This is a genomic window from Anaerophaga thermohalophila DSM 12881 (assembly GCF_000191885.1).
GTDB classification, from domain to species: domain Bacteria; phylum Bacteroidota; class Bacteroidia; order Bacteroidales; family Marinilabiliaceae; genus Anaerophaga; species Anaerophaga thermohalophila.
Genome location: NZ_AEWI01000010.1, coordinates 18,684 through 38,081 on the forward strand (window position 1 = coordinate 18,684; position 19,398 = coordinate 38,081).

The 19,398-nt window shown below is 43.0% G+C and carries 20 protein-coding genes; 4 read left to right on the top strand and 16 right to left on the bottom strand.

Annotated features, from left to right (window positions below; all coding sequences use genetic code 11):
• Positions 1–52 precede the first annotated feature (52 nt).
• On the bottom strand, positions 53–355 hold the full coding sequence (locus ATH1_RS0103625) for a nucleotidyltransferase domain-containing protein (RefSeq protein ID WP_010417677.1): 303 nt from the start codon (positions 353–355) through the stop codon (positions 53–55).
• Here ATH1_RS0103625 and ATH1_RS22725 point away from each other — a divergent pair.
• Entirely contained in the window at positions 350–598 is a 249-nt protein-coding gene (locus tag ATH1_RS22725; protein WP_085930707.1) for a hypothetical protein, read from the top strand. The genes ATH1_RS0103625 and ATH1_RS22725 overlap by 6 nt on opposite strands.
• 199 nt (positions 599–797) lie before the next feature.
• On the opposite strand, the gene ATH1_RS0103630 is transcribed toward ATH1_RS22725, so the two are convergent.
• From ATH1_RS0103630 to ATH1_RS0103640, 3 genes are all read right to left on the bottom strand, one after another.
• Complete coding sequence (locus ATH1_RS0103630; protein WP_010417679.1) at positions 798–1,718, bottom strand: energy transducer TonB family protein; 921 nt, start codon at positions 1,716–1,718, stop codon at positions 798–800.
• Positions 1,719–1,820: 102 nt separating this feature from the next.
• On the bottom strand, positions 1,821–2,213 hold the full coding sequence (locus ATH1_RS0103635) for an ExbD/TolR family protein (protein ID WP_029163942.1): 393 nt from the start codon (positions 2,211–2,213) through the stop codon (positions 1,821–1,823).
• A gap of 63 nt (positions 2,214–2,276) precedes the next feature.
• Positions 2,277–2,966 (bottom strand): MotA/TolQ/ExbB proton channel family protein, encoded by a 690-nt coding sequence (locus tag ATH1_RS0103640; RefSeq protein WP_010417685.1) that lies wholly within the window; start codon positions 2,964–2,966, stop codon positions 2,277–2,279.
• A 1,157-nt stretch (positions 2,967–4,123) separates the two neighbouring features.
• Here ATH1_RS0103640 and ATH1_RS0103645 point away from each other — a divergent pair.
• The 3 genes from ATH1_RS0103645 to ATH1_RS0103655 all read left to right on the top strand — a co-directional run bounded on the left by ATH1_RS0103645 (position 4,124) and on the right by ATH1_RS0103655 (position 7,660).
• The gene (locus ATH1_RS0103645; protein ID WP_010417687.1) at positions 4,124–4,888 is read left to right on the top strand and encodes a ThuA domain-containing protein; all 765 of its coding nucleotides are present in this window, start codon (positions 4,124–4,126) and stop codon (positions 4,886–4,888) included.
• A gap of 174 nt (positions 4,889–5,062) precedes the next feature.
• Positions 5,063–6,679 (top strand): DUF4139 domain-containing protein, encoded by a 1,617-nt coding sequence (locus tag ATH1_RS0103650; RefSeq protein ID WP_010417689.1) that lies wholly within the window; start codon positions 5,063–5,065, stop codon positions 6,677–6,679.
• A 54-nt stretch (positions 6,680–6,733) separates the two neighbouring features.
• A complete protein-coding gene (locus ATH1_RS0103655; protein ID WP_010417691.1) occupies positions 6,734–7,660 on the top strand; it encodes a ketopantoate reductase family protein in 927 nt (308 codons plus the stop codon).
• Here ATH1_RS0103655 and hydG read toward each other — a convergent pair.
• The 12 genes from hydG to ATH1_RS0103715 all read right to left on the bottom strand — a co-directional run bounded on the left by hydG (position 7,657) and on the right by ATH1_RS0103715 (position 19,396).
• A complete protein-coding gene (gene hydG, locus ATH1_RS0103660; RefSeq protein WP_010417694.1) occupies positions 7,657–9,090 on the bottom strand; it encodes a [FeFe] hydrogenase H-cluster radical SAM maturase HydG in 1,434 nt (477 codons plus the stop codon). The genes ATH1_RS0103655 and hydG overlap by 4 nt on opposite strands.
• A gap of 70 nt (positions 9,091–9,160) precedes the next feature.
• Complete coding sequence (locus ATH1_RS0103665; RefSeq protein ID WP_010417699.1) at positions 9,161–9,634, bottom strand: NADH-quinone oxidoreductase subunit NuoE family protein; 474 nt, start codon at positions 9,632–9,634, stop codon at positions 9,161–9,163.
• Between the two features lie 200 nt (positions 9,635–9,834).
• Entirely contained in the window at positions 9,835–11,607 is a 1,773-nt protein-coding gene (locus ATH1_RS0103670; protein ID WP_010417702.1) for an NADH-dependent [FeFe] hydrogenase, group A6, read from the bottom strand.
• Between the two features lie 33 nt (positions 11,608–11,640).
• Positions 11,641–13,434 carry an NADH-quinone oxidoreductase subunit NuoF gene (locus ATH1_RS0103675; protein ID WP_010417705.1) on the bottom strand — a complete coding sequence of 598 codons (1,794 nt, stop codon included), beginning with the start codon at positions 13,432–13,434 and terminating at the stop codon, positions 11,641–11,643.
• A gap of 168 nt (positions 13,435–13,602) precedes the next feature.
• Positions 13,603–14,004 carry a (2Fe-2S) ferredoxin domain-containing protein gene (locus tag ATH1_RS0103680; RefSeq protein WP_010417708.1) on the bottom strand — a complete coding sequence of 134 codons (402 nt, stop codon included), beginning with the start codon at positions 14,002–14,004 and terminating at the stop codon, positions 13,603–13,605.
• A 22-nt stretch (positions 14,005–14,026) separates the two neighbouring features.
• Complete coding sequence (locus ATH1_RS0103685) at positions 14,027–14,548, bottom strand: ATP-binding protein (RefSeq protein ID WP_029163943.1); 522 nt, start codon at positions 14,546–14,548, stop codon at positions 14,027–14,029.
• Between the two features lie 102 nt (positions 14,549–14,650).
• Positions 14,651–15,406, bottom strand: coding sequence for a PHP domain-containing protein (locus tag ATH1_RS0103690; protein ID WP_010417715.1), 756 nt, complete (start codon positions 15,404–15,406; stop codon positions 14,651–14,653).
• Positions 15,406–15,753 carry a CBS domain-containing protein gene (locus ATH1_RS0103695; protein WP_010417718.1) on the bottom strand — a complete coding sequence of 116 codons (348 nt, stop codon included), beginning with the start codon at positions 15,751–15,753 and terminating at the stop codon, positions 15,406–15,408. Before ATH1_RS0103695 ends, ATH1_RS0103690 begins: the two co-directional genes overlap by 1 nt.
• Positions 15,740–17,119, bottom strand: coding sequence for a [Fe-Fe] hydrogenase large subunit C-terminal domain-containing protein (locus tag ATH1_RS0103700; RefSeq protein WP_010417721.1), 1,380 nt, complete (start codon positions 17,117–17,119; stop codon positions 15,740–15,742). The genes ATH1_RS0103695 and ATH1_RS0103700 overlap by 14 nt, the downstream gene beginning before the upstream one ends.
• Entirely contained in the window at positions 17,119–17,541 is a 423-nt protein-coding gene (locus ATH1_RS0103705; protein WP_010417723.1) for an ATP-binding protein, read from the bottom strand. Before ATH1_RS0103705 ends, ATH1_RS0103700 begins: the two co-directional genes overlap by 1 nt.
• 13 nt (positions 17,542–17,554) lie before the next feature.
• Entirely contained in the window at positions 17,555–17,899 is a 345-nt protein-coding gene (locus ATH1_RS0103710) for a hypothetical protein (protein ID WP_010417726.1), read from the bottom strand.
• 303 nt (positions 17,900–18,202) lie between these two features.
• Positions 18,203–19,396 (bottom strand): SpoIIE family protein phosphatase, encoded by a 1,194-nt coding sequence (locus ATH1_RS0103715; RefSeq protein ID WP_010417729.1) that lies wholly within the window; start codon positions 19,394–19,396, stop codon positions 18,203–18,205.
• Positions 19,397–19,398 lie beyond the last annotated feature (2 nt).

The following is a 19,398-nucleotide window of genomic DNA, read 5'->3' on the forward strand; positions in this document are numbered from 1 at the left end:
ACTAAAAACCAAATATTTAATGTTGTGCGTTGTACTTATATAGCTTTTTCTGTTATTTCAAATCCAGTCTTTTTATCTCAACTACAAATGGATTATCCGAATAAAAATCACTTTGCGAAATCGGATGTGGTTCAATTCGTGTATCAATTTGAGAAGCTAATAACATTAGTTGAACTTGAACATCAAATCGTTTTGAATCATCTAAATCCCTTGAAATTATAGCTAAATCAATATCACTGTCCTGGTTTGAGTTTTCCTTTGCATAAGAACCAAAAACATAAACAGACTCAAAATCTGAATACTTGCTGAACCAATTTTTATAATCTGTTATTGTTTTATTAATTGCTTTATCCATTTTCTCAATTCCTTTAATTTATCAATCCATGAGTGCAGTCTAAAAAGTCTTTTGACCCCTAAATCCCCTAAAGGGGACTTTTTCAAACTGCTGATTTTTAGCAGTCCCCCTTCAGGAGTCAGGGGTAAAAATGGTAAAAATCAGCAGTTTGAAGGCTTTTTATACTGCACTCATCCATTCTTCTGTGAATTCTGGAGTACACCGCTGTTTAAAACTCATTTTATAATCATGAGGGCGGTATAAAAAGCATATTTTTGTCAAAATCAAGGCGTTTTAAATTTTTGTACCGGAGTTAACTTTTTGTTAATGAGGATGCAAAAATTTAAAACAACAACGAGTTTGGCAACAAAGATGCCTTTTAGACCGGACTCATCCTATGGAACAATAATGAAGCAGGACTGCCTGGCAAACTTCTGCCTGTCCATTACTAACCACTACGTGGTTAATTCAAATTAAAGTGATAAGTAATTGTTCCCTTTTGGTAGGCAGGTGCATCAGGATCGCTGTTGAAACGGGCTTTTAATGCAGCCTGACGGGCCACACGCCAGAGGTAAGAATTTTGAGTGGTGGTACCTCTTAAGATGGGTTCGGCACTTACGACATTCCCATTCCGGTCAACCGTTATTTCAACAACCACAATTCCTTCTTCCTGGATATCGTATTCCGGCTTAGGAAGAGCACCATTTAATGAGCGGCCACTAAGATCAAAGCCTGTTCCTCTGGAACCTCTTCCGGTTCCATCGTAATTGCCGGCGCCGGGTTCACCCGAAAGAGCGCCCTGGTTTCCGGAATCACCGGTTTCGCCCTGAGAAGAACCGGTGCCGTTGGTTTTACTGAATGCATTGGTGACATTATTACGAGCTTCCTGAGCTTTACGCTCCATCTCTTCCTGACGCTTCCGTTCTTCTTCCAATCTTCTTTGACGTTCCAGTTCTTCCTGGCGTTGACGTTCTTCTTCGATTCTTTTCTGACGTTCTATCTCTTCCTGACGCTTTCGCTCTTCTTCCAGTCTTTTCTTTTCGGCCTCCTGTTTCGCTTTCTCTTCCTCACTAATGGATGGAGCTTCCTCAAAATCCTGAGTGTTAACAGACTCTTCAGATGCCTCCGGTGTCGTTGCAGGTGGGGGACTGACAGGTTCGGGCGGAGCGGATGGCTGTGTATTTTGTTCGCCCGACGGCTCATTAAAAACAGGCTCGGTCGCCCCCATTCCCGTAGGTGAATCACCAAAATCGACCAATATCCCCTCCTCTTCCCGCGGGATACTGGACAATCCCAGCACCATGAGAAGAATCAGAATTACCGCATGAAAAATGGTAGTTCCGATTACACCTGCTTGTTTGTCCCTTTTTGTTCGACCGGTCATTTTTGTTGTTTTATTTGTCTTCCAGAAACAAATCCATCAATTTTTTCTCTATCTCATTTACAGTCTTTTTGCTTACAACTCCCAATTTTCTTCTAAAAACTGTCACCTGGCCCGTGTTGCCAGTATCATCTTATATTTATTTCGCTTGGCAATGTTCATCACCTTCACCACTTCCTTGATTGGTACATTCTCATCCACATGCAGTGAGATATAGATATCGGGATTTTGCCCGACTTTTTTTCTCAACAACGGCTCAATCTGGCTAAAACTGACCCTCTGGTCTTCGACATAATAATCCAGATTACGTGTAATAGAGACAGTTGTTAAAGGTTTGGCTGCTGTTTGGTTAGGACTTTGAGGCAACAACAATTTTAATGCCGTAGGATGTACCAACGTGGATGTGATCATAAAAAAGATCAGCAAAAGAAATATCACGTCGGTCATTGACGACATACTAAATGTTGGATTTATCTTACTTCTTGACTTTAAAGCCATGTTCCTGTATTGTTTCAGTTAATCAATAAGCACCCCCGGGTACTGCAACATATATTCAAACCACTATCCGGCCGGTTCGTTAAGAAGGTCCATGAATTCCATGGTTCGAGCCTCCATTTTAAATATAACATTTTCGACCCTGGCTACCAGCCAATTGTAGGCAAAATAGGCAATAATTCCCACAATCAGACCGGTAACAGTGGTAACCAAAGCCGTATAAATACCACCCGCCAGCATATCCACTTCAATGTTATTGCCGGCATTCGACATTTCCCAGAACGATTTAATCATACCAATAACCGTTCCGGTAAACCCAATCATTGGTGCACCCCCTGCAACCGTGGCTAAAACGGGCAATCCTTTCTCAAGACGACTCACTTCAAGGTTACCGACATTCTCAATGGCAGTATTTACATCATTCAAAGGACGCCCAATGCGTGTAATCCCTTTTTCGATCATGCGGGAAATGGGATTGTCAGTTGACTGGCAGAGAGCAAGTGCAGAATCAATCTTCCCTTCATGAATGTAATCCTTAATGCGATTCATGAAACTCTTGTCTTCTCTTGATGCCCTTTTTATGGCAAGATACCGTTCTATAAAAATATAAACAGCAATAAAAGAAAGCAGGAAAAGCGGAATCATAATCCAGCCGCCCAGCATCACAAGTTCAATAAGATCAATGGTAACTTTTTCTTCGCCTTCAGCCATTTCAGCTCCCTGGGAAGCGGCCTGCATCATCAAAAATAGGTTCATATTGCTAACACTTGATTGTTCAACTCATTAATTTTGCACGCCAAATTAGTGATTTTTTGGCAACGGTGAAAAACTAAAGTGTCATTTCAATCATGAGTGCAGTATAAAAAGCATATTTTTGTCAAAATCCAGGCGTTTTAAATTCTTGTACCGATGTTAACTTATTGTTAATGAGGATTCATCAGTATAAAAAAGTCTAAGTCATTGGTCTGATGGAACTCGCATGATTGAGTTTATACATCAACTTTTGAGACGAACCTTGTCATGCTCGTTTCAAAAATTTAAAACAACAACGGATTTGGCAACAAAGATGCTTTTTAGACCGGGCTCAGATATTTTTTAGCACCCGGAAAAAAGGCAGCAGTACCGGTCTGAGTTTGTCCCGCCAAATCGTTCGCCATCACCTGAGAAAACCTACTGTCAAGTCTCCGCCCGGATAAGGAACTGTTTTTGGCATTGAAATCAGTTAACGATACTTTACTTTGTTGGAAACTTTACAGTCAAACACTCGTAACAGACAGCAACTAAAAAAACAGAAAAACGCTTTGGCGGTATATCTCTGTCGATCTAAATCAGAAATATTGAAAACAGTGTTACGGGCAACAAATTTTCTCTTCTCCTTAATATTTTTGATTGGGAAAATCGTATCTTGCAAAATCCTGCTATATTCCATCAAGAAATAACCAAAAAAACTCTGTGTCTCTCTGTGGTAAAATAACCAACCACCGAGCGCACGAAGAGAAACAAAGAAATGGTTCACACAAACAGAATATAAGACAATTGAAACGAGTCCCGATTACCCGGAACAAGTTCCATTAGTCTTTGAAAATTAAATTTCATACTAAATGAAACGGGCATGGCAAAGTTTGTCACAATAAGAATATGTATAAACACCATCTAACCTCTAATCACCAAAGAAACCAAAAACAGGGAACAGATGCTTCGTCGTTACCTCCTCAGAATGACATTAGACAGTCTGTCATTCTGAGCGAAGCGAAGAATCTAACATCAATTAAATCATGATAAATTGCATTGTTACAACAATTTAGACTAATTTTATACGGATGAAACGAGCATGACAAAGATTGTCACAAAAGAACATGTATAAATCCTTGCATGCGGGTTCCATCAGACCTTAATAAATAAATTTTATACAGATGAAACAGATATTCTATCTCACACTACTATTTTTTATGATAGCAACCTCATCCAACGCACAGCAACAAAAGGCAGAACTCAATATCCTTGCTTTTTCAAAAACAGCGGGTTACCGGCACGGAGCCATTCCGCAAAGTCTGACCGCCATAGGCCGGCTGGCAGAGCGAAACAACTGGAACGTAACAGCCACTGAAGAAGCAGATATTTTCAAACCCGACAATTTACAAAAATTTGACCTCGTTTTGTTTGTACATACGACCAAAGACATCCTTAATGAAAGTCAACAGCAAGCCTTGAAAGATTACGTGGAAAACGGTGGCGGACTTTTGACATTGCACACCGGAACAGACACAGAATATGAATGGCCATGGTATGTTGAAGCCATTGGAACTTCTTTTGTCGGGCATCCGCCGTCGCAGCAAGGTAAACTCATCATTGAAGACCGCTCGCATCCTGCCACCGAACATTTCCCTGACTCTGTCTGGATCATCACTGACGAATGGTACAGTTTTGACCGAAATCCAAGAGCCGACGTTCATGTACTAATCTCCATTGATGAAAACTCTTACGAAGTGGATGACAACCGGTGGTTTGAAGGAGCACAACAACGCATGGGCGACCACCCCCTGGTCTGGTACAAAGAAGTAGGAAAAGGAAGAGTTTTTCAAACAGCCCTGGGACATGAGCCTGAATTGTATCACAACCCACTGTTTCTAAAACATCTGGAGGGAGCCGTTTGGTGGTCAGGAAAAAAAGAAGAGTAATAATTTAACAGATCGGTGGATTCTATTCCGTTAAAAAAGCCTAAAGGCAGAAACGTTATGACGCAAAGATTTTATGATGAGAATGTTGTGTGTTATTCTTTGATTTCATAAGCAACGAACTACCAGTGATTTGTGAAATTTTAACGAAGTATTGTCAATCAAACCATAAATAAAATGAGAACGTTATTTCTTCTTTTTGCCATTCTGATGGTTACCATGGCAAATGCCCAAACCGTAAAAGAATTAGACTCCGAAATATCGGATGTCGTCGTTTACCTCAACGGTGCTCAGGTAACCCGTCAGACCATGGTAAATATCCCTGCAGGTAACAGCGAATTATACTTCAAAGGCATAACATCCCAACTGAATCCAAACAGTCTGCAAGTCGCTGCAGGTAAGGACATTACCATTCTTTCGGTCAACCACAGTATCGATTATCTTCAACAGTCAAAAACCGATACACGCATTGAACAGCTCATAAAGCAGCGCGATGCACTTCAGGACAGCATCGAACTTGTGCAAAATACACAGGATGTTTTCATAAAAGAGCGGGAGATGTTGCTCAGCAACCAATCTATTGGTGGCAATGAAACCGGCGTCAATGTAGAGCAACTCATCCGGGCAACCGACTTCTTCAGAGAAAGACTTACCGAAATTGAAACCTCTCTTTTTGCCAACCGGCAGAATACAAAAAAAATGAAAGAGCGACTGGACAAACTCAACCGACAGCTAAATGAACTTAATGCACGAAAAGACCGTCCAACCAGCACCGTAAAGGTTTCCGTTACGACCAACAGACCGGTTAATGCGCCCGTTCAGTTGACCTATGCCGTTCGTCAGGCACGCTGGCAGCCATTCTACGACATAAGGGTGGACGACACAGACGATCCGCTCACTTTGGTTTACAAAGCAAAAGTTTACCAAAATACCGATGAAGAATGGAAAAATGTTAACCTGACGTTGTCTACCGGAAATCCATCAGTCAGTAATTATAAGCCCGAACTACAACCATGGTTTCTGGATTTTCAACCACCCCTTCCTCTTAAATCTTATGGAACGCCGGAGGCCCGGATGGAATTAAATGAGGTTGTTGTTGTGAATGATAAGCAAAAACAGGAAAAGCCAATGCGAATACGTGGTATTAATTCTCTTGGCCCTGAAAATGTCACCACCACGCAGCAACAAACCACCACTGCTTTCCAAATTCAGATTCCTTATACCATTCCGGCTGATAACCAGGGATACGATGTTGCTGTCAGCGACCACCAGATCGAAGCCGGCTATCAGTATGCCACTGTTCCTAAATTGTCGCCTCATGTTTATCTGCTGGCTCAGATCACCGACTGGAGCGATCTTAATCTTCTGCCCGGTCAGGCCAACATCTATTTCAATCAGACCTACCAGGGCAAAACACAGCTTAATCCCTACACTTCAGAAGATACACTGAACATATCCATCGGACGGGACCCGGCAATTGTTGTAAAACGGGAACAGTTGAAAGATTACTCTTCCAAATCATTTTTTGGTAACAACCGCAAAGAGACAAAAGCCTGGAAAATAACCGTCAGGAATACCAAAAATACCTCTGCCAATGTTTTGGTGGAAGACCAATATCCCGTATCCGCTAACAGCGAGATCAAGGTAGAACTGGAAGAAAGCAGCGGAGCAAAAGTCAATCCCGTTACGGGCATTCTCAGGTGGGAATTGGAACTTGCTCCCGGCGAAACCAAAGAACTACGACTCGTTTATTCGGTAAGATATCCAAAGGATAAAAATTTGATTGTTGAATAGTTTCGTAGTTTCGCTAACATTCAAATATCACAAAGAACTGTCAAAAGCATTAACATGAAGATATTAATCGTTGGTACAGGTGGTGTAGGTGGCTATTTTGGCGGCCGTTTAGCTGCCGCCGGACATGATGTTACTTTTATTGCACGAGGTGCACACAAAGAAGCCATAGAAAAGAATGGCCTGAAGGTAAAAAGTATAAACGGCGATTTTTCAGTAGAACAGGTGAAGGTAACCGACAAAATTTCGGAAGTTGCCACACCCGGGCTCGTGATTATTGCCGTAAAAGCCTGGCAGGTTAAGGAAATAGCACGGCAACTCAAGTCTGTCATCGATGAAAAAACCATGGTTCTGCCACTCCAGAATGGTGTGCTGACAAGCGATGAGATTAAAGAATTTTTACCGTCAAAAAATGTGCTCTCCGGACTTTGCCGTATCATCAGTAAAATTGACGCTCCGGGAATAATCAACCACATGGCGGTAGATCCCACTATTGTTTTTGGTGAATGTGACAGCTCGCAGACGCAAAGGGTACTCAACCTTCAGAAAATATTTGAAGAAGCCGGGTTCAAGGCTCGTGTTTCCAAAGACATTCAGGCCGATCTGTGGCGAAAATTCCTGGCCATCTGTGTAAGCGGTCTGCTTGCTGTTACCCGCTCTACTTATGGCGAAGTGAGAGAACAAAAAGAAACGCGCCAAATGATGCGCAATATTTTTGAAGAAATTGCAAAGCTGGCCAAAGCTTTAAAAATAAATCTGGAGCCCGATTTAGTGGACAAAACCATGGCGTTTATCGACACCTTCCCCTATAATTCGACCTCATCACTTACACGGGATATCTGGGATGGGAAGCCATCGGAACTGGAATATCAGAACGGAACTGTTGTTAAGCTGGCGGAAAAAGCAGGCGTAGATGTTCCCCTTAACCAGTTCGTTTATTATTCTTTGTTATTGATGGAAAAACGGGCGCGAAGGAAACTTTAAAAATACAAATCCCTTTCCCCCTTTTTAACTCTTTCCAACCGGTCGATCAGCTTATCCCGAAACTGTTCATCCTTATAGTCTTTCAGATTCTCTTCGATAAGCCGGTAGCCTTTCTCTTTGGTCTCTTGCGGAGCATAATCTTCAAGATATTCGGCCATGGTAAGTATAGCATTGGGCTGACAGAAGCGCTTGATGAAACCGGGAACAGAAAACTCCATAAAATGTTCGCCGGTTCGTTTTAAACGATAACACGCCGTACAAAAGGAAGGCAAAAAGCCGTGACCAATAAGTTCGTCCATCACCTCGTTCAAGGTTCGGTTATCCCCAATGGTAAATTGTTCCTGATCAAGATTTTGTTCGGGATTTTTTGTTGAATAACCCTTCAGTTCAATGTTGGTTCCTCCATCAATTTGCGACACTCCAAAATGAAAAACCTCATCGCGGATATGTGCCGGTTCACGGGCAGTAAGAATCATTCCCGTGTAAGGAACAGCAAGTCTTAAAATGGCCACCAGGCGGGTAAATTCTTCATCTGAAACATCGAATTCGGGTTTAGCGTCAAACCCGGATGCTTTTTTCAGCCTGGGAAAAGAAATGGTATGCGGACCAACATTATAAACCGCTTCTAAATGATTGACATGCCGAAGAAGCCCCAAAACTTCAAACCGCCAGTCGTAGAGTCCCAGAAGAGCACCAATGCCCACATCATCGATGGTAGCTTCCTGGGCACGATCAAGAGCCGTAATACGCCAGTCGAAATCACGCTTTTTCCCGCTAAGATGAACTTTCAGATATGTATCGCGATGATAAGTTTCCTGAAAAATTTGATAGGTACCGATACCGGCTTCTTTGACAATTTTAAAACCATTCACATCTAAAGGTGCGGCATTGATATTGACCCTTCTAATCTCTCCGTTAAGGTGTTTAACACTGTAAACGTGGCGCGCGGTATCGGCAATAAATTTTGCATCGTATTTGGGATGCTCTCCAAAAACAAGGATTAACCGTTTATGCCCGGCATCTTCGAGCATAGTTACCTCTTCGCTTATTTCCTCGGGTGTTAAAGTAATCCGCTTTTGTTTCTTATTACTGGTTCTGAAACCACAATATGCACAATTGTTGACACATAAATTTCCGATATAAAGAGGCGCAAAAAGCACAATTCGCTTTCCATATACTCTCTCTTTCAAATCGCGGGCACCTTGCTTTATTTCTTCCACCAGTTCAGGTGTGTTGGCGTTGATCAAGACCGCCGTTTCATCGAGTGTCAGTCTGTTTTTATCCAGCGAGCGGGCAATAACTTCCCTCACCCGTCCGGGATCGGGGTTTTCATTTCTCTTCAGGATTTCCCAAATCTCATCAGAATCAATAAAATTCTGCATGGGACGATCTTCAATCCTGTATTTCTGCGGATGATAAAAAATTGACATAACCCTTGTCTTTAAAACTATAAAGTTACGACGATTATCGGGTTATTGAAAAAATAATACAGAAAATCACCTAATATTCGTCCAGAATTTTCTTCACATCTTCGGGCGAAACACGCCCGTGAACCCGCTCTCCGACGGTTACCACGGGAGCCAGTCCGCAGGCGCCAACGCATCGCAGACAACTCAACGAAAACTTGCCATCAGGTGTTGTTTCACCCACTTTCACATTCAGCAGGCGTTTAAACTCCTCGAGTACTTTCTCGGCTCCCCGCACATAGCACGCTGTCCCCATGCAAATGGAAATAGGATGCTTCCCTTTAGGCAACATGGAGAAAAAAGAATAAAATGTCACCACACCATACACGTGTGCCACGGAAACATTCATCTCATCAGCCACGATTTCCTGAACCTCGGCAGGAAGGTAACCAAACAATTGCTGTGCCTGATGTAAAACGTTGATAAGCTCGCCGGGATCGTTATTAAAACTTTTGCAAATGTTCTTCAACTCCTGAACTTTGTTATCGGGTATTTTTACTTTTGCCATAAAAACAAATCTTTAGATTATCAGATTAAAGATATTTAGATATTAGATGTTAGATTGTTAGATATTAGATGTTAGATTGTTAGATGTTAGATGTTAGATTGTTAGATGTTAGATGTTAGATTGTTAGATGATGTAATAACTTATAACATTCTAAAAACTATCCACTATCCACTAAAAACTATCCACTATCCACTAAAAACTTATTCTTCAATCTCCTCTTTTTTCCTGCGATTGAAATAGTGGGTGTGCAACAGCTCATGCGACAGATCGCTGAGCGGTTCTCCGAGAAACTCTTTATAAAGTTCCTGTATGAACGGATTTTCGTGCGACTTGCGTATGGGTTTTCCGGCATCTTCTTCATAGATGGCCCGTTGACGTTTTTTCAGTATATCAACATTGCCATGATGATAAGGCTGACCACCCCCTCCGATACATCCGCCGGGACAAGCCATTATTTCAATGGCGTGGAAATCCGACTTTCCTGATTTTATATCTTCCAACAGCTTACGGGCATTGCCTAATCCATGCGCAATACCAATGTTAAGTTTCATGCCGTCAAAATCGACGGTCGCTTTCCGTGAACCTTCCATTCCCCTGAGCTCATTAAATTCGACCTTTTCAAGATGTTTCCCGGTATGCAATTCATAAGCAGTACGTACAGCAGCTTCAATCACGCCCCCTGTTGTTCCGAAAATAACTCCGGCACCTGTCGATTCCCCGAGAGGCTGGTCAAATTCCTCATCGGTAAGTGAAGCAAAATCAATATTGGCATTGCGGATAAGCTGAGCCAGTTCACGTGTGGTAATTGAAACATTAACATCGGCATCGCCATTCACGGAGAACTCCTCGCGCGTACATTCATATTTCTTGGCCAGGCAAGGCATTACCGAAACCACTACAAGGTCTTCACGTTTTTTATCAAGCTTCTTTGCAAAGTAAGATTTTGCTATGGCACCAAACATCTGTTGAGGCGATTTGGCGGTTGAAGGAATATCAATCATCTCCGGGAACTGATGTTCGAAAAATTTGACCCATCCCGGACAGCAACTGGTAAGAATGGGCAATTTAACACTCTTATCCCCGTTTAAATGGCGTGTAAGACGATCGAGGAATTCGGTTCCTTCTTCCATGATCGTCAAATCGGCAGCAAAATCGGTATCAAACACATAGTCGAATCCCAGTTTTTTTAATGCAGCCACCATCTTACCGGTAACCAGAGTGCCGGGCTCCATCCCGAATGATTCTCCCAATGCTGCCCTGACGGCCGGTGCTGTCTGAACCACCACCGTTTTATTCGGATCAACCAGTGCTTCGATTACTTTCCAGGTATAGTCACGTTCGGTCAACGCTCCCGTGGGACAAACAGCAACACACTGACCACAATATGTACACACCGAATGATCAAGGTCCATTTCGAAGGCAGGTGCTATAACCGACTCGAAACCGCGATTAACAGCCGACAAAACGCCCACTGTCTGCACTTCGTTGCAGGCTGTTTCACACCGACGACACATGATACATTTATCCATTTCGCGGATGATGGCCGGAGACTGGTCACCTTTATAATGCGACTGCTCTCCAGTGTAGTGAATTTCCCTGATGCCAAGATTTTGTGCCAGGGCCTGCAATTCACATTCTCCTGATTTAGCACAAGTCAGACACTCGGCAGGGTGATCAGAAAGAATCAGTTCCACAACGGTACGCCTTGCATTTATCACTCTGACCGTATGGGTTTTGACAACCATTCCCTCAAGGCACTCTGTTTTACAGGCAGGGGCAAGATTGCGGCGTCCTTCAACTTCCACGACACAAACCCTGCAACCACCTGGCTTATTCTCAAAATTCATGTCGTCCATTTTCATATAGCACAACGATGGAATCCTGATGCCGATAGATTTTGAGGCCTCCAGAATGGTGGTTCCCTGTTCCACCACAACCGGCTTATTATCTATAGTTAGTTTAACTAAGTTCATTCCTTTTATTTTTTTCAATGATTATCAATCTGTTTACTGAACATTGATGGCTCCAAATTTACACTTCTCCACACATGCCCCGCATTTGATGCAAACAGAGTTATCAATAAAATGCGGCATCTTCCTCTCTCCCGAAATGGCATCAACCGGACAAACCCGGGAACACAGAATACATCCGATGCACAGGTTAGGGTCGATCACATACTGCACAAGAGCAGGGCACTGTCCTGCCGGACATTTTCCATCTTTCACGTGGGCTTCATATTCTTCCGGGAAATTATCCATAGTTGATAGTACCGGGTTTGGCGATGTCTGCCCCAACCCACAAAGTGCAGTATCCTTTATTACATTGGCAAGATTTCGAAGAAGGGTAAGATCGCCCTCTTCAGCTTTACCCTGGGTAATTTTATCGAGTAACTCATATAGTCGCTTATTTCCAATACGGCATGGCGCACATTTGCCACAGCTTTCTTCAACCGTGAAATCAAGATAGAATTTGGCCACGGAAACCATACAGTCATCCTCATCCATCACAATCATACCGCCCGACCCCATCATTGATCCACTCGCCACCAGAGAATCATAGTCGATAGGCAAATCCAGGTGCTTCTCTGTCAAACATCCACCGGAAGGCCCCCCGGTTTGAACCGCTTTAAATTTCTTTCCACTTTTTATGCCACCGCCAATGTCAAAAATTACCTCTCGCAGCGTCGTACCCATTGGCACTTCAATGAGCCCGACATTATTTACTTTACCGGCCAGTGCAAAAACTTTTGTTCCCGCACTTCTTTCAGTACCTATGTTTTTGAACCATTCGGCTCCTTTAAGGAAGATGACGGGAATATTAGCAAACGTCTCAACATTATTCACATTGGTTGGCTTGCCTTTATATCCGCTCTGTGCCGGGAAAGGTGGTTTCACGGTAGGTTCTCCGCGCATACCTTCCATCGAATGAATCAGTGCTGTTTCCTCGCCACACACAAAAGCACCGGCACCATAGCGGATACTTACATCGAAATCAAATCCAGAACCGAGTATGTCCTTACCGAGTAAACCGTACTCCCTGGCCTGATCTATGGCAATTTTAAGCCGCTTAATGGCCAGCGGATATTCTGCACGGATGTATATCAGACCAGCATCGGCCCCAATACAGTAACCGCAAATGGCCATTGCTTCCAACACGGAATGCGGGTCTCCTTCGAGAATTGAGCGGTCCATAAAAGCGCCAGGGTCACCTTCATCGGCGTTACAAACCACATATTTCTGATCAGATTCTGATTTGTAGGTCAGCTCCCATTTCAGACCGGTAGGGAATCCTCCCCCACCGCGTCCCCTCAGGCCCGAATCCTTAACGACCTTTATGGCCTCTTCGGGGGACATTTTCTCCAGAACAGTTCCCAAAGCACTGTAGCCATCCCTTGCAATATATTCCCCGATATTCTCGGGATCGATGAAGCCACAGTTTCTTAAAGCGATTCTCAACTGCTTTTTGTAAAAATCCATGTGTTTCGAGTCGCTCACCGGTGCTTTGGTTTCGGGATCAACGTACAACAAACGTTCAACTTTTCGTCCTTTTACCAAATGCTCCAAAACCAACTCTTCGGCATCGTCGGGAGTCACCTGAACGTAAAAAGTATTATCGGGGACCATCTTTACAACCGGACCCTTTTCACAGAAACCAAAGCAACCTGTTTTCACAATCTGAACGTCATTCCCCAGATTGTTTGCATCAACTGCTTTTTGAAGATTGGCAGCAATGGCTTCGCTTTGGGAAGCCCGGCAACCGGTACCTCCGCAAACAAGAATATGATTTTTATATTTGGCCATAGCAATATTATGGATTTGGATTTATGAGTGCAGTCTGAAAAGCATATTTTTGTCAAAATCAAGGCGTTTAAAATTTTTGTACCGGAATTAACTTGTTGTTAATGAGGATGCAAAAATTTAAAACAACAACGAGTTTGGCAATAAAGATGCTTTTCAGACCGGGTTCATTTATCTATTATCAATGGTTTTGTAAGTGTCAGGAATGATACCATCCACAAGTTCACCGTTCTTAATATACTTTTCTATAATCTCCGAAGCTTTTTTTGTGTTAACATTTCCAAAAACAACGGGTTCTTCGCCTGGTAGTGTCACTTCAATGGTCGGTTCTGCATAACAATAGCCCATGCATCCTGTCTGGGTTACAACAGCCTCTATAGCCTGACGATCCAGTTCATCAATCATATAGTTCATGGTCTCCCTGGCTCCCGACGCAATTCCGCAGGTGGCCATAGATACCCTGATTTGCACGAGATTATCAGGATGATCACTTTTTTCCCTAAGGCTGATATTACCCTTGAATTCATCCCTCATTTTTCTGAGGTCCTGAAGACTTTTTACTTTATTACTCATATCTGAATCAATTTTCAAAAACTTAGATTTCTTCTTTCAACATATTTCTGATAAAAACATTCACTTTAGGATGCGAAACAGGAACATCATCCAAAACCTCCTTAATCTCTTCCGAAGAAATTTCAAACGAGCCGGTGGTCTTTGTTACCCGTATCCTGAAATTGATATCGGGATGACCGGTTATCAGAAGCGCTAAAGTTGCTGCAATATCGCCTTGTGGCACACAATCTATATGCGTGATTACAAATGTGGCAGTCACTACAGTACCCTTCCCGGGTTCCGATTCAACACGCACTGTGCCGCCTGTCTGTTCTGCATTCATCTTTAAAAACGGCAATCCCAATCCCACTTTTCTGGTTGTCCGCGATGTAAAATAAGAATCGAATACCTTTTTTACTGTTTCGGAATCCATACCGCAACCGTTGTCGCGAATGGTCATATCCAAAGCATCATCATGATGGTTCAAGTCAACAACGACCTCTGTTGCCCCTGCCTTCACCGAATTTTCGACAATATCAAGTATGTGCATCGACAAGTCCTTCATTAGTTTTTAAGTATAATGGAACTCATCCCGGATAATCGGGACTCGTCTTATATCTTACATCTAACAATCTGTTACGACAATCATCGTCATGCCCGTTTCATTTCAATCGTTGTTATCCCAAAGTGGAAGTATCTTTCTCCCTGACTCACACTTTAAAGCTTTCTTAAACTCTTCCAGTGTGGTATCCTTCATTTTTAAATGTGTTATGTGCGTGCCTAACTTATCAGGCTGATGAGCATCCGATCCGGCAACCAAAGGTTTTATTTTACCCCATCCCTGCCTTTGAACATCTTCTGGTTCTGCATTTGGACTAACTTCCAATGCATCCGCTCTGACATCCGACGGGATAAACCCAAGCTGACTAATCAGGCTGTTGCTACTCCGATCGATATGGGCCGGAATAAACACACCTCCCAAACGATGCACCTCTTCATACGACTGTTCCAAACTCCTGTCTATCGAGACAATCAGCAATCGTTCCTCCTCACCCAGAATATTCTCATTCTCATCCACCCAAACCTGATGGCCGAAATAGTCGGGATTATTTTTAATGACCCAAAGCCACTTGTCTAACCATTTCTGAAACTCATCCATTGCTTCCATATCCTCAAACAATGCCAGGCAATGTACTTCTTCCCGGGTGTTGATCTCTGATCCGCCCCAAACTTTTATTCCGGCATCACGTCCGAGATTCATAACTACCCGGCATTGGCGGGTAGAATTATGATCTGCGACCGCTAATATGTCAATGTGCTTTTGCCGGGCTTCACGAATAATTCGTACCGGACTCATTTCCAGACTTCCACAAGGCGACAACACTGTGTGAACATGCAAGTCGGCACGAAATATTCTGAGCATTATATTGGTTCATTTTTATTAATCAAAGCATAAAGTTTTCCTGCAACATCAAAGGCCTCAAGTTCGGTCCCCAGCAAAGGAATATCTTCCTCATTGCTCTGAGCAAGGGTATCATGGTCAGGTTTCAACCCTTTGACGAGTACCACCGCAGCCACCTCTTTCAATGAGGCCACGGCCATCACATTTTTATGGGTCTGCAGGGTTATCCACACATCACCTTCGGATGCGTTACCCATAACATCGCTCAGCAAATCGGAAACATATCCGCCTGTAATTTCCCGGTCAAGACCTTTTTCACCACCAAAAACGGTAAGACCTAATTGATGCACGATGTCATTTACTGTCATTTTCAGCTCCTTTCTTGTTACAGTTTTTATCGAGCCTGTTCCTGCCCCATATTTTTTCTATGATTCTCAAGGCATGCTCACTACTGAGCTTACTGTGTTTTTCCATCATTCTCTGAATAAACACACATGCCGAAAGTTGGGACTCTTTCCTGACAATATCCTCGGCCAGACTTTGACAATTGGGGGCACCACAGGCTCCACAATCAATTCCGGGCAAAAAACACATCAGATGACGAACCTGTTGCATCTTTCGCATGGCTTCACTCATATCCTCATCCAGAGCCATCATCGACCGGGGTTTTAATTCACCAATTCTCACGTTTTTCGACATAAAATTCGAATACGCTTTTATATCGCCCGGAATATCGGCAACACCTTCGAACCGAACAGCTCTTTTATGGAGCCGCTCTACAGTAAGAAAACGGTTTCCGCCAACCAAAACGCCACCGGCACAACTTTGGTCACAGGCTCTGAGCTCAAGAAAATCAATCCCCTCAATCTCATCATTTTCCAGTTTTTCCAGAAATTCAATCACATTGTGTATCTCATCAATAGCCAGGCAGCGTCCCTCCATACCGGAAACTTCGCCTCCGGTGAGACTGTATTTTATTGATCGCGGGCTCAGCAAGGGCAACATTTCGCCCGGAGAGATACTCCGGCTGTTGTATCGGTTTTTAACCATCCGGTATATCTTATTATAAATAAAACTCATGTTAATAACCCCGTCAAGTGGTGATTTTTCTTCCCCCACAGGGCTTTTCACGGCAGCAATTTTAGCTGCACAGGGTGTAACATAAAAAATTCCGATATCCGCCGGATCAATACCTTCGTCTTCCAGGCGTTTCCTGAAATAAACTGCTGATGCATCAATGGGGGGCTTCACCCTCAAAACCTGATCGAGCAAAGAAGGGAACTTAATCTGTATCAACCGCACAATGGCCGGACAAAAAGAAGAAATAACCGGCTTTTGTCCAGCTTCGCGGGCAACTTCAATCATGGTGCGATTGATAAGACCTGCCGTATGTTCCGTCTGAAAAACATGTGTAAATCCCAACTCTCTCATCACCGAAAAAATCTCAGCCTCGGTCACTTTCGACGGAAACTGTCCGATTAGTACCGCTGGTACCAGAGCCACCCTGCATTTAAACCGGAAAATTTTATCAAAGTCGTCCTGCTCAACATAAATAGCATCTACCGGACAAGTTCGCATACACTCTCCGCAATCGACACACCAATCGGCTCTTATCGATGCTTTCCCGTTTCTTATTCGGATGGCCCCGGTAGGACACATGTTCATACAGTGTGTGCAACCGTAGCAAAGCTCATTATCGACTTTCAGGGCATGATAAAATCCGGCTTCTGCCATTATTTTTCCCCGTTTAAGAAAATTACAAGTTCAACAATGGTTCCTATCCCTATCTCACTGGTAATATCCAATTGGTCGGCATTTTTTTTCATATTCGGAAGCCCCATTCCGGCTCCAAACCCCATCTCGCGTACTGCCTGCGATGCAGTCGAGAATCCTTCCTGCATTGCCTGCTCTATGTCAGGAATACCCGGTCCATTGTCCTTTATTTTTACATTAATGCGATCCGGTTCAATTTCCAAATAAATGCTACCATTCCATGCATGTGCAACAACGTTAACTTCTCCTTCATAAAGGGCAACAACAAGTCGTTTTATTATCGGCGGAGGAACATTCAGTTGTTTCATTATCTTTTTAACTTCACTACTGGCATTCCCGGCCTTTGCAAAATTTCCACCCTCTACTTCGTATTTGAACTTCATTATTTTTATACTGTTAATACACCGGCTGTAGTCCGGCTGTACTCAACCTTGCAGCAGCATTAAACATCGAAAAACGGCATTCCACTAAAACCATTTGATGCTCACAGGCAATTTCAATCATAGGTGGCAACACCTTCTTGTTCCTCACAAACACAATACACTCTATGTCTGCCATTTCAGCTGTTCTTATTGTCTGCAAATTATTCAAGCCGGTAATTAAAACCAGCTTGTCACTATCCAAAGTAAGTACATCGCTCATCAAGTCGCTTGCAAAACCATATTGCACCTCTTTGTCGAGGAACTGCTCACCACAAACCACCTTGCCATCCAGAACTTCCACTAACTGACTAATCTTCATTTGATTTTCGGCCTGAATTTGAATGCTTGTAAATTCACAAAACCTTAATTATCAAAAATATATAATTAAAGATTTTTTTCAATAATATTTACCCGAAACTATAATTTTTTACCATTAGAAAAAATAAAAAATCGCATTGTAAGTAATTAATAATAAGTCTAAATTATCGTAAGAATGATTGCTGAATTAACCTGTTTTATTTTCCCGGACCCCTACTGACTACGAAGTCCGGGAAACAAATAAAATATTGAAGAATCTATTCCCGGAAGGGCAATTTTTGTCAAAATCGTGGAGCGGTCATTGTTACATATATTCTACAGTCACCTCTTTCAGGAACTTCTCTTCCAAGAGGTTCACTATACGCTTAATGACAGTCCGCCTGATTTCAAGTTCTACCGGCAAATTGGGATCCTGATGGGCAACATTAATCCTGGTACCGTTTAGAATATGAATTTTATCGCTTTCCAAAAACATTCGGACAATCTGATCGGCAGGGCCATTTCCCAGTTTTGTGTCGCGATGATAGTTTTCGAGTATCCGCGCCACTTTTCCGAGCGTCAAAATACCCTCTGTCACAAGATTGATGCCCTCAACATAAGAAACCGGTGGAAGTTCGGGATCGGAAGATTGCATTCCGACATCAAATTCCAATGCCAGCTCCCGGGCAACAATTTCGGCGGTAGTTCCACCGGCAATAATCTTCTTGCCATTGAAGCGCTGCACTTTCAGAGCAAAATCCAGGTCGTGTTTTTCTTCAAACGGCGGCCCCGACACCAAAAGAAGTTTTCGGGGTTCACGAAAATATATAACTCCGCAGGAGGTATCATCCTTGGGACTTTCACCATCATGGAGCGCCGCCATGTTAACAATTTTCCTGGCCATTTTAGTGGCCGAAATGTATGGTTCGTTCCCCAACACTTTGAGCGCATATTCAACAGCACCTTCGCGTCCCCATCCAAACGGGAATGAACGTGTTCCCATTCCCGACTGAATTATTCCGTCGGTCCAGAAAACAATCCGGTCTTCCTTTTGAGCCACGAAACTGCAGGTTCGAATAATCTTACCCTTGTGTTTTTCCGATTCAAGTTCAAGATTTTCCCACCCGGGATCGAACTCCCGATTATTCCGAAGCAATAAACATGGAGGATTGTCGTATTCCACAATAGTTGTTTGACCGCTGTCGTCGACATCAATAATGGTAAAAGTGGAATAACTTATTTTTCTGACCGAACAAACAGGCAGGGTATCCATAATTATTTCAGCCGTTGTTCTAACTTCGCGGTGCTCTATCGTAAAATTTACAGCCATCGACGAAGTCAGCGATGCTAAAACATTGGCTTTCACGCCCGAGCCCATCCCGTCAGACAAGACCACAATGGTTCGTCCCTCTTCTCTTACCCTTCGCGAGAGAAAGACATCACCACAAATGGATTCACCTTCATGTTCGTTTTGCTCACAAAAAATATCAAGGAAGATATGTTGTTCGGGTAAATGCATCT